Raw genomic sequence first — 11,615 nt, forward strand, 5'->3', positions numbered from 1 at the left:
GTAATGATGCAATTCAGGTTGCAGAGTTTTTGCAACCTGAATAACCGGGTCAATATGGCGGAGCAGGCGAAATGGCAAAAGCAATTCTTATTTTATCCCATCAGTTACTTTCGATGGTGGAACCGATTAAACACATTGCAGAAAAATCAGGTTATATCAGTTTCATTCTTTCTTCCGCCTCAGAAAGAATTGAGAAACCACAGTGGTCTTTTGATAAACACTTTGTTCATGTGACAAATTCGCTGCATCTGACTCATGCGGATATTGATCAGTTCCTGACAGATTACGGTCAGGGAATAGAATTCGCCGGATGTATCAGCGTCTGGGACGGCTACCGCGAATTAATGGCGTACGCCAATCAGAAGCTGGGGGCTAACGATATCAGCGAAGATGTCGTCGGACGTTTACGCGATAAGCTTGCCATGCGCACAAGACTTCGGGAAGCCGGTCTGTCAGCGGTTTCCTGCCAGTTACTGAACGAAGATATTTATCAAAGTATCACCACACCGGAAAACTACTTTATCAAGCCACGTACCGGCCTGGCGTCAATGGGCACCTTTCCTGCGAAATCCCTGACGGCCTATTCCCAGCTTGATGCGTTGTGGACCAGCGCCGCCGCTGACCGCAATTACGATGGCGTTTTTTCAGCGGATAACGGCTTCATCATCGAAGGCTTTATCAGCGGCACCGAATGCAGTTTTGAAGTCAGCGTCAGTGACGGGCAATCCGATGTGCTGGCTGTCCATGAAAAACTCGATGTCGTACAGGATACCTGGTCCGTGCTGGAAGGCGCCTGTATCTGTCCGCCCCGCTCGCTTAATGCTGAACAAACCGAAGCCGGTAAGACTTTTCTCGGCAAAGTGATGCGGACACTCGGCGTACACACCGGCGTTTACCACGTCGAGATGAAATGCGACGCCAGAAACCGCTGGGAAATCATCGAAATCAATCCGCGTATTGGCGGTGCTTACATCGTGGACAGCACCCGGATCCACTCCGGCGCCTGCCTGCTGGAAACCTGGCTGCGGCTGATCACCGGCAAATCCGCTCAGCGTCAATGCCGGCACGAACGCACCACCTTCTTCCGGGTCTTTTTCGGTCAGTCCGGTCGTACCCTGCAACGCATTGAACGCAACGTCACTGAACCACAGGTGCTGCTGGACAAGGTGCTCTACAAACCCGGCGACCGCCTGCCCCGCGTGGAGCGCGAGATTTTCCTCGGCATGGCGCTGTGGGATATCACCGAAATGGCCGCCAGCCAGCAGCCCGACTTTTTCAACCAGACCAACGATTATTTGAAAACGGAGTATCTGCCATGAAAATCATCGTCCTGCACCGCATCCCGTTTGAAAAAATTCGCTACGACCAGATTATCGATCACCGTCTGAACGAGGTGTATTACTTCTGTCTGCCAGGCCACAGCAGCGACCTGCCCGACGACGCTAACGTGATTATTGTTAATAACGACACCTTCCTCGCTTCAGAACTGATCGAGCGTTATACCGCGTTGCTGGTGGATGCCGACCGGGTGATCTCTCGTTCGGAGTACGATCTGATTGAAGCCGCGAAGATCCGCGAATTTTTTGTGATCCCAGGCGATATCACCACTGAGATCTTACCGCTGAGAAATAAATGGACCATGCGTTATCGCTGCAAACAGCAGGAGATCCCGCAGCCTGATTTCTGGCATCCGCTGGAATTTATTCAGAGCCCTCAGCGCGAAGGAAAATTCCTGCTCAAACCGCGCGCCGAAGCCTCCAGTAACGGCATTCAGGTGGGGGATTATGCCGCCATCAAACAGGCTATTTTTGCGCTGAAAGACTATGAAACCATGATGGTGGAAGAGTTTATCGATGGCGTGATTTATCACTTCGACGGCTGGCTGAATAAAGGCGAACCGCTGGCGTTCGTCAGCAGCCACTACATTCGCGACTGCCTGAGTTTTTCGGGCGGTACGCCGCTGGGCTCGGTTCAGGTGAGCACTGAAGCAGCGCACGTCTCACTGGTGACCCGGACTCTGGCGGCACTGGGTTACGAGAATGGCAGCTTCCATTTTGAAGCCATAAAAGATACCAGCGGTCAGTTCTGGTTTCTGGAAACGGCGGCCCGCGTGGGCGGTGCCGGCGTGGCTGAAACCTTCCATCTGCGCACCGGCCTGAACTTATACCATGCCGATTTGCGTTATCAGATTTACGGCATGCCACCGGTCTGTGTCCCACTGCTCAATGGCGTATTTTACGGCTGGTTTATCTATCCTGCCCACCGTTTGCATTCCGATTACACCCTCTCCTTCTCGCCTGCAAACTGGAGTGAGAATTTACTTCATTATCAATGCAATGCAGGCATCTGTTCCAAAGGCGTCATTTCGTATTCCCCGGATCGCTCTCCGCTGAGCGGCGTGGTTTTCGGCGGTCAGGAGCAGATTTCTCAGACCATTGAGTCGATTTTCAATGTATGCACAGTGGTGGAAATATCATGAGTACTCCGTGTTTTGTGGTGGTGGGTTATAACAATGTCCGCATTTATGACGTTGAGAAAATGCGTAAAGAAGCCTTAAAAAATTTCGATGCCAAAATGGTGCTGATCACCGAGAAAAAAGGGACCACCGACGACGAGTTTGCTGATCTGGTGGTGGAAGCGTCGTTCGACTCTGAGCGGCTCCACCAGTCATTGTGTTCGGTGAGCGATGCGCTGGCCAAAAGCGGCCTGTTGCCTGTCGGGATCTTGCCTTTTTCTGACCGAGGCGTGCCGCTGGGTGCGCTGCTGGCAGAATGCTTTTCACTTCACGGGGCAACACCACAACAGGCTCTCGCGGGGCTGGATAAACAGATTTTTCGTCAGCTCGACGCGCAGTCCGTCTCGCATCCTGCCGGATACCGCACCGTCACCAGTCAGCAGGTGAGCTCGCTGGAGGAGCTGCTCAGCCGGGTGAAAGAACTCGGCGGCAAAGCCTTTATCAAACCGGCGAAAGAAGGCAACAGCCGTGGCTGTCAGGTCATTGAAAGTATGGAAGATTGTCAGGCAGTCTGGCTTTCTCTCACGCCTTATCACGAGGCAGGCGTACTGGTGGAAACGCTGATTGAAAGTGCCAGCGAATTCAGCTGGGATTACGTCGCAGGAAAACAGTGGATCACCGAAAAACACACCACTGAAGGGCATTACCGCGCCGAATATCAGCAGGTGGTTCCGGCCTGTTTGTCACCGGAAGATGAATCATTGCTGCGTCATGCGGGTGAGCATATGCGCCATCTGGTTTCGCCGCAAAATGGCGCGTGGCATAACGAGATTTTCCTGTTACCGGGAGCGACGGCGGCAGTGGAAACCAATATGCGACCGGCCGGGATGCATATCTGGGATCTGGCGATGCTGAGCTTTGAGAACTTCAATCCCTGGCAGCTGTGGCTGAGCTGGGCGGCGCAAGGCACCGTCGCATCAGAGCCGTTACGTCAGACGCATTACGCCGGTATTCGCATGCTGCGTGCGCGTCAGTGCGGCACGCTGCTGTCATTACCCGACGGGCAAAGGCTGGCGGAAGAACTGGGGATCAGTGCGCATCAGGTGAAATTTTCGGCAAAACCGGGCGACACGCTGAATGATGAAATCAAAAGTAATGCGGATTTCATCGGGCAGATCATTCTTCGTGATACCGACCACGCTCAGCTTTTGAATTCCCTGAACGCGCTGGCGACCGCTATCGAAAATGCCGCTGAAATTGAGTAGAACGGAAACAGAAACGGGGCCATCCGGCCCCGTTGCTTGTTGAACGAAATATTACTGCGGCTGATTCACATCAACCACTGAGATGGTATAAATCACGACGGTATTCAGGGGCGATTCCCCCTTAGCGTCTTTGGCTTTTTCCAGCGTCGCCGGAGGGATCACCACGGTAATCTGACCGCCTTTGCGGATAAGTTTCACGCTGTCGCGCAGCACCGGCGGCATATTGGCCACGCGGAAAATCTCATTGGCATTATCGATTTTTGGCGCATCCACGACGGTGCCGTCAACCAGCGTGCCTTTATAATTCACCTGAACCATATCGGTGTCCTTCAGCGCCGGGCCATCCCCTTTATTATCAATAAAATAGAGCAGACCCTGCTTGGTTTTTTTGACGCCCTCACGTTTGGCAAACGCATCGACATACGCTTTTTCTTGCGCCTGTTTCTTCTCGTTCTGCGCCTGCGTCAGCACTTTGACCTGCTCATCAAACGTGGACATCGTCACCCTGATATCTTCGTCGCTCATTTTCACCTGATGGGCGAACGTATCGGCAATCCCCGCCAGCAGGATGTTCTTGTTCAGGGTGATGTGCAGGCTTTTCTGGTTAGCGAGCTGCTCTTCGATAAAGTGCGCCAGCATGACACCGCTGGCATACGCGCGTTTCTGCTCTTCACTGTCCAGCATCTGCGCCGGTGCAGGGGCTATTCCGGCGGCCTTAATACTTTCGTCGGTGACGTCTTCCGGGATAACATTTTTTGCCGGTTCCTGCTTTGCCGGTGCCACAGGCGTCTGTTCTGGTGCAGGAGCCGCAACCGGTGCTTTTACTGGCGTTTCTGCCGGTACTGCTTCCGGTGTTTTTTCTGCCGTCATTGCCGGTGCGGGCGCTGGAACGGGGGCAGCGGAAGCCGCAACCGGTGCCGTCGCAGATGGAATAACAGGCGCCGCGGCAGGTTCAGCTGCGCTGGCGGAAAGTGTCATCCCTGACATCATCAGGGCACCAAACAGGTAAATTCCGTTTTTGCGGGAGATAGGCATCTTATTCCTTGAAAGAGTTAAGTATTATTACCCTGATGATGTTGCATGTTATTCGTTATGCAAAAATCATCTGGATCAGATGTGTCATAATTATGAGGTGAGATTTTATATCCTGCACTGCAAAGGTGAAGAGTTTATTGTTTATTTTTGAACTATATATCAACTTTATGATTCATCTATAAAAATATCTTTAACTAATAGTATTGAGACTTTATTTATAGGAATTTTCTCTTCCAGCGCATTTCCCCTGATAATCATCAGCCAACGCCATTTTCAGCAGCAGATCATGACCAATGTAGTTGCTCCAGTTGAAAGTATTTTGTAAAACGACGACCGCATTTTTATGTTTCTTATCAAAACCAATATAACTGGAATAACCGCCGATATAGCCGACCTGATAGGTAATCTTTTGATTATTTTTGGTATCCGTCACCCAGGCTATATTGGCCGCTTCGATTTTCCGCTGAAAATACACCTTTTCCGTTACCTGGATTGCAGCACTGAGATCACCTGCCTGTGAGTCATCAATATGTGCCCGGAGGTACTTCAGTAAGTCATCGACATTGCTGTAGAGACTGGCGGCAGCCACCATATTCTTATTGAAAGACCAGTCCGGCACCACTTCTCCGCGACGTATAAACTTGGGCTGATCACCCGCGTGACCAATGGCGCGGTACGGATAAGCTTTAAGTTTTGAGCCGTAAAAACTGGTGTTCCCCATTTTTAATGAATCGAAAATGAAGTCATAAGCCAGCTGCTGGATATCTTCGCCGGTTTTTAATTTAAGAATATACCCCAGCAAGGCGTAACCCAGATTGGAATACTGCGGCACCAGAACCTGCGGTTTTTTAAATGAAGACAGATCGTTGAGAACGTCGTCGCTGTCCAGCTCATGATAGAAATTATCGCCGGTATAAAGATATTTCAGGAAACTCTCCAGCATATCTTTAGTCATGTTCTGACGCGGCAGGCCGGAGGTATGCGTCGCCAGCTGGAGCAGCGTGATATTTTTTGCATCCTCACTCAGCACAATATTTTCCGGCAGCAAATCGGACAGTTTGTCATCCCACTTCAGCTGCCCTTTTTCCACCAGTCCGGCCACCACTTCACCGGTCACGCCTTTGCTGACCGATCCCAGCGCAAACAAGGTTTGGCCGTCAATTTTGTAGCCGTTCACTGCGTTGGTATAGCCGAAGCCCCAGGTGCGGGCGACGCCGTCATTTCTGATGATGCCAATCGCCAAACCACTGGCCTTTTCCCTGCGCTGATACTTCTCCACGACATCATTGACCATGCCGTTAATGTCACCGGTACAGGCGAGTTCTTTCACATCCTGAGGATTTTCATCAACATGCATGTCGGATAACGTTCCGCACGCACTAAGAAACAGAGGGAGAAGGACGATAAAGCGGTGAGGCTTGCTCATGATGCTTTTTATTTTTTCCGCTTTTGGCTGGAGAAAAACGGATGAGTCACCGTTTTATACTCAAGGCCATTTTAAAAATAATGCTTACACATCAGGAATATTGACGGGGAATGCCCCAGCGAAATCATGTGCAGCTCAATAAGATGAGCGCATTCTATAGTGCAGTAAATATCAATGACAACTGCCGGATGTCTGACCTTTCGGCCTGAAATGCTTACTCAGGATTTCATCTTGGCTGCCATCGGGGGAAATAGGCCCGTTATCCATGACGATGATGCGATCCGCCAGCTGTAAAAGCGCAAGACGATGCGTGGCGACCAACAACGCTTTTTATCTACGGATTATCTACGGGCAGCCACCAGATCCTGCGCACACGCCCAGGCAGAACTCCAGGCCCACTGGAAATTGTAGCCGCCGAGCCAGCCGGTCACGTCCACCACTTCGCCGATGAAATACAAACCGGGGACTTTCGCCGCGGCCATCGTTTTAGAAGACAACTCATTGGTATCGACGCCGCCGAGCGTGACTTCCGCCGTGCGGTAACCTTCGGTGCCATTGGGCTGCACCTGCCAGTTTTGCAGTTGCTCCACCAGTTCGGCCTGTTGCGGGACGTTCAGCTGTTTAAGCGTCACATCCGGCAGTTGTCCCAGAGTTTGCAAACATTCGACCAGACGCTTCGGCAATTGCATCGCCAGCGTATTTTTCAGGCTCTGGTTCGGGTGATCCTGCCGCTGCGTATTAAGAAACGTCGCCAGGTCTACATCAGGCAGTAAGTTAACGCTCACAAACTCGCCAGGCTGCCAGTAGCTCGAAAGCTGTAAAACGGCCGGTCCTGACATGCCGCGATGAGTAAACAGAATGCTTTCCCGAAAAACGGTACCGTCTTCAGCAGTCAGCACCGCAGGCACCGAAACACCGGAAAGCGTCTGTAAATGCTCGAGCAGCGGTTTATGCAGGGTAAACGGCACCAGACCGGCGCGGGTCGGCAACACTTTCAGGCCAAACTGCTCCGCCAGACGGTAGCCAAACGGTGTGGCTCCCAGACCCGGCATAGAAAGTCCGCCGCTGGCTACTACAAGTGAGTGAGTACTCACGATTGAGCCATTCACTTTGATAATAAAGCCTTCTTCCGTTTTCTGAACGTCAGTGATTTCACTTCTCAGACGCACATCGACATTTCCCAGTTCGCACTCTTTATCCAGCAGCGCCACAATCTGCTGCGCGGAATCATCACAAAAAAGCTGGCCGAGGGTTTTCTCGTGCCAGGCGATGTCGTAACGATTGACCATATCGATGAAATCCCACTGGGTGTAACGCGCCAGTGCCGATTTACAGAAATGCGGGTTTTCACAAAGATAGGCCGCCGGTTCGGCGTAAAGGTTAGTGAAGTTGCAGCGTCCGCCACCTGACATCAAAATTTTACGTCCGGTTTTTTTGCCATTATCCAGCAGCAGAACCCGGCAGCCACCCTGTCCGGCCTGTGCCGCACAGAACATTCCTGCCGCACCTGCACCAATGACTACCACATCAACCTGTTCCACTTTTGGCCTCTCTTTACGAAAATTCGACTACGTTTTAGATAGGGTTTCCCCCTTCTGAGCGGGCGCGTTGCCCCCTGAGTGGCGCGAATTGTAAGGGACTGACGCGTCTTAAACCAGCGAGACAGCTTGCTTTCTGAACGTCGTAAGTAAATGTTTCAGCCGGTAAAGAAGGAATAACATTTTGATAAATAGAAAATTAATTGAAACCTGGGTGATTATTGGACTGTTTTTAGTCAAAAAAATGTCATATTTTCCTTTTCCCCTTACCCTGTTCTCGCAGATAATGCGCGGCGTTCATGACCACTAACTGGCGTAACAATTATGCTGCATCTATTTGCCGGGTTGGATTTTCATACCGGTTCGTTATTGATTCTCGCGTTACTGTTTGTTCTGTTCTACGAAGCGATTAACGGCTTCCATGATACGGCCAACGCAGTAGCAACCGTCATCTATACCCGGGCAATGCGTTCGCAATTAGCGGTCGTGATGGCAGGGGTATTTAACTTCTTTGGCGTCCTGCTCGGTGGTTTGAGCGTGGCCTATGCCATTGTCCATTTACTCCCAACCGATTTGCTGCTCAACGTAGGTTCCGCACATGGCCTTGCCATGGTGTTCTCTATGTTACTCGCGGCGATCATCTGGAACCTCGGCACCTGGTATTTTGGTTTGCCTGCGTCCAGCTCCCACACCCTTATCGGCGCCATTATTGGCGTAGGGCTGACCAATGCATTAATGACTCACACGTCTGTGGTCGATGCGTTAAATATCCCTAAAATGATTGGTATTTTTGCTTCGCTGATTATCTCTCCGCTGGTCGGGATGATTATCGCCGGTACCATGATTTTCCTGCTGCGCCGTTACTGGAGTGGCAATAAGAAACATGCCCGTATCCACCTGACACCGGCGGAACGTGAGAAGAAAGACGGCAAGAAAAAGCCGCCATTCTGGACACGTACCGGCCTGATTTTGTCGGCTATCGGCGTGAGTTTCTCTCACGGCGCTAATGATGGGCAGAAAGGGATTGGCCTGATCATGCTGGTTCTGATTGGTGTGGCGCCAGCCGGTTTTGTGGTGAATATGAGCGCGACGGGCTACGACATTACCCGTACCCGCGACGCTGTAACTCACCTCGGTCAGTATTATCAGCAACATGTTGATGCCGTGCCGCACGTGATTGCTCAGACGCCACTGGTGCCTGCACCGGACGTCAATATTGCCCCCACCGACGAGCCTAAAGTGTTCCACTGCGACAGCAGCCACGCACTTGACGCTATTGGCCGCGCGCAAACACTGCTGACCAATCTTCAGTCTTACAGTGACCTGTCACCGGAAGAACGCAGCCATATGCGTCGCCTGCTGATGTGTGTTTCTGATACCGCGGATAAAGTGGCCAAGCTGCCGGAAACTTCTGCAGCGGACAAACGTTTCCTCGGCGACCTGAAAACAGACATTCTGCAAACCGTTGAATATGCTCCAATCTGGATAATCATTGCTGTCGCTCTGGCGCTGGCACTGGGTACGATGATTGGCTGGAAACGCGTAGCCACCACCATCGGTGAGAAGATTGGCAAGAAGGGGATGACGTACGCACAAGGCTTGTCTGCACAGGTAACGGCGGCCGTTTCCATCGGCGTTGCCAGCTACACCGGCATGCCTGTTTCCACCACACACGTGCTGTCTTCTGCGGTTGCAGGAACCATGATTGTGGATGGCGGCGGTGTGCAGTCGAAGACCGTGAAAAACATCGCAATGGCATGGATTTTAACCCTGCCTGTGTCGATTGTCCTTTCCGGCGTGCTGTACTGGCTTGCACTGAAACTTATCTGACAGCTTTCTGACCGGCATTAAAAAGGCGACCATGCTCAGCAGGTCGCCTTTTTTGTTTCCTTTTCCACACATCCTCCCTCATGTTTGTTTCAGTTTTTAATACCAGATGAGCATTGCAATCATGCTCATCAATATCAGGCCGACCAGCGCAGTCGTAAGCACAAACTGACCGCGGACCCTTTCACAACGGCGGATAAACTCAGGATCGTGATGTTCAACATAGCGCTGAGCATAAATATAGCGCACCAGCCTTATTTGCTTGCTGGGCTGACCGTGCGACGTGAAAAAACCTCCGCCATCGACGTACTGATACAGCAGCGGATCGCACCCACGCAGTACCACCAGCAATGCGCGCAAAGAAGAGTAATAGCGCAGCATGTTTACTACACACACAAAACATAAAGCCCAAAACAGCGCAACGGGACTGATCATGATTCCCCCTCAAGGCGAACTGACACCGCGCAATGCACCGGTAAAATAGCGATGCATACCCGACGTTTCGCCCTGCCTTTCCGCAATTTCACACCTTGGGCAAACTACGCCCGCCCTCTTTTCGTACCACAGAAGATTGCTAAAGCAGGAGAAGCCTGCATTATTGAGTGTAGGAAACGAATCCCGAACTGTTCATATTATTTGTATCTATAGATGCCCGGATTTGGAAATGGGATCTGTATGCTTGATTTCTCTCACCATTTTGGCGCTATACTAAAGTCATGACATTCGCATGATGCTGATATTGCTATTAACCGACTTATGGAAGGAGTTTTCTTATGGCTTACAAACACATACTTATTGCTGTTGACCTCTCACCTGAGAGCAAAGTTTTAGTCGAGAAAGCGGTTTCCATGGCGCGTCCTTACAACGCCAAGGTGTCCCTGATCCACGTTGATGTGAACTATTCCGACCTGTATACCGGCCTTATCGACGTCAATCTGGGCGACATGCAGAAACGTATTTCCGAAGAAACTCACCACGCGTTGAACGAACTGTCGCAAAACGCCGGTTACCCGATTTCAGAAACTCTGAGCGGCAGCGGTGATTTAGCGCAGGTGCTGGTGGATGCGATTAACAAGTACGGCGTGGATTTAGTGCTCTGCGGTCATCATCAGGATTTCTGGAGCAAACTGATGTCCTCTGCGCGTCAGCTGATCAACACCGTTCACATCGACATGCTGATCGTGCCTTTGCGCGATGAAGAAGAAGAAGAAGCGTAAAACGCATTATTGCGTAAACGCTGACATAAAAATGCCCGCAGGCGGAAACCGGCGGGCATTTTTTTATGACGATAATGGAACGAGCTAAAACGGCAGCGCGTTACAGCGGCGTATAAATATCAAACCTGTGACTCTTGGTCACGACAGCGGCCTGTGCGGCGATATCGGCCATTGGCGGGGCGTAGTCCGGGCGTTTCACCACAATGCGCTTGGTCGCTAAACGACGCGCCGGTTCCAGCAGGCCATCGGCATCTTCGTCCGGGCCGACCAATCCCTGAAACACCCGCATCTCTTTCTTCACCAGCGCACTTTTTTGTTTGTGCGGATACATCGGGTCGAGATACACCACTTCCGGCTTTGGCGAAAGCTCAGAAAGCGCCGTCAGGCTAGAGGCGTGCAGCAGCGTCATGCGCTCACGCAGCCACGGACCGATCTCCGCATCCCGATAGCCACGCGCCAGCCCGTCATCGAGCAATGCCGCGACGACCGGATTACGCTCCAGCATCCGCACTTTGCAGCCCAGAGACGCCAGTACAAACGCATCGCGGCCCAGTCCTGCGGTAGCATCAACGATATCCGGCAGATAGCTGCCTTTGATGCCGACAGCTTTAGCGACCGCTTCTCCACGTCCGCCACCAAATTTGCGACGATGCGCCATCGTGCCACCGACAAAATCGACAAAAATCGCGCCGAGTTTTGGCTCGTCGCGTTTGCGTAATTCCAGCCGTTCAGGCGTCAGCACCAGTGCCATAACGGCATCCGGATCAGACGTCAGGCTCCAGCGCTGCGCCAGAACAGATAAGGCGCCTTCATCGGCGCCTTCTTCACACAGTAAACACACACTCACAGGCA

Annotated in this window: 10 protein-coding genes; 5 read left to right on the plus strand and 5 right to left on the minus strand. The window is 51.7% G+C overall.

The window, feature by feature from the left end; genetic code table 11:
- Positions 1 to 71 precede the first annotated feature (71 nt).
- From D5398_RS11430 to D5398_RS11440, 3 genes are read left to right on the plus strand one after another with little or no spacing between them, the layout of a single operon-like run.
- Positions 72 to 1,319 carry an ATP-grasp domain-containing protein gene (locus D5398_RS11430; RefSeq protein ID WP_120507750.1) on the plus strand — a complete coding sequence of 416 codons (1,248 nt, stop codon included), beginning with the start codon at positions 72 to 74 and terminating at the stop codon, positions 1,317 to 1,319.
- Entirely contained in the window at positions 1,316 to 2,479 is a 1,164-nt protein-coding gene (locus tag D5398_RS11435) for an ATP-grasp domain-containing protein (RefSeq protein WP_120507751.1), read from the plus strand. Before D5398_RS11430 ends, D5398_RS11435 begins: the two co-directional genes overlap by 4 nt.
- Positions 2,476 to 3,720: an ATP-grasp domain-containing protein gene (locus D5398_RS11440; RefSeq protein ID WP_120507752.1), complete on the plus strand. Its 1,245-nt coding sequence runs from the start codon at positions 2,476 to 2,478 to the stop codon at positions 3,718 to 3,720. Before D5398_RS11435 ends, D5398_RS11440 begins: the two co-directional genes overlap by 4 nt.
- A 51-nt stretch (positions 3,721 to 3,771) precedes the next feature.
- Here the strand turns inward: D5398_RS11440 and D5398_RS11445 are convergent, their stop codons facing one another.
- The 3 genes from D5398_RS11445 to D5398_RS11455 form a co-directional block, all read right to left on the minus strand.
- Entirely contained in the window at positions 3,772 to 4,755 is a 984-nt protein-coding gene (locus D5398_RS11445; protein WP_120507753.1) for an FKBP-type peptidyl-prolyl cis-trans isomerase N-terminal domain-containing protein, read from the minus strand.
- A gap of 211 nt (positions 4,756 to 4,966) precedes the next feature.
- Entirely contained in the window at positions 4,967 to 6,181 is a 1,215-nt protein-coding gene (locus D5398_RS11450) for a serine hydrolase domain-containing protein (RefSeq protein WP_120507754.1), read from the minus strand.
- Positions 6,182 to 6,522: 341 nt separating this feature from the next.
- A complete protein-coding gene (locus tag D5398_RS11455) occupies positions 6,523 to 7,722 on the minus strand; it encodes a BaiN/RdsA family NAD(P)/FAD-dependent oxidoreductase (protein WP_120507755.1) in 1,200 nt (399 codons plus the stop codon).
- A 321-nt stretch (positions 7,723 to 8,043) separates the two neighbouring features.
- Here D5398_RS11455 and pitA point away from each other — a divergent pair, with 321 nt between their 5' ends.
- The gene (pitA, locus tag D5398_RS11460; RefSeq protein ID WP_120507756.1) at positions 8,044 to 9,549 is read left to right on the plus strand and encodes an inorganic phosphate transporter PitA; all 1,506 of its coding nucleotides are present in this window, start codon (positions 8,044 to 8,046) and stop codon (positions 9,547 to 9,549) included.
- A gap of 96 nt (positions 9,550 to 9,645) precedes the next feature.
- On the opposite strand, the gene uspB is transcribed toward pitA, so the two are convergent.
- Positions 9,646 to 9,981 (minus strand): universal stress protein UspB, encoded by a 336-nt coding sequence (uspB, locus tag D5398_RS11465; protein ID WP_120132859.1) that lies wholly within the window; start codon positions 9,979 to 9,981, stop codon positions 9,646 to 9,648.
- Between the two features lie 338 nt (positions 9,982 to 10,319).
- Here uspB and uspA point away from each other — a divergent pair, with 338 nt between their 5' ends.
- A complete protein-coding gene (uspA, locus tag D5398_RS11470; protein WP_120507757.1) occupies positions 10,320 to 10,763 on the plus strand; it encodes a universal stress protein UspA in 444 nt (147 codons plus the stop codon).
- Positions 10,764 to 10,863: 100 nt separating this feature from the next.
- Here uspA and rsmJ read toward each other — a convergent pair whose 3' ends face one another.
- The gene (gene rsmJ, locus D5398_RS11475) at positions 10,864 to 11,610 is read right to left on the minus strand and encodes a 16S rRNA (guanine(1516)-N(2))-methyltransferase RsmJ (protein WP_120507758.1); all 747 of its coding nucleotides are present in this window, start codon (positions 11,608 to 11,610) and stop codon (positions 10,864 to 10,866) included.
- Positions 11,611 to 11,615 lie beyond the last annotated feature (5 nt).

Source organism: Rahnella bruchi (assembly GCF_003614975.1).
GTDB classification, from domain to species: domain Bacteria; phylum Pseudomonadota; class Gammaproteobacteria; order Enterobacterales; family Enterobacteriaceae; genus Rahnella; species Rahnella bruchi.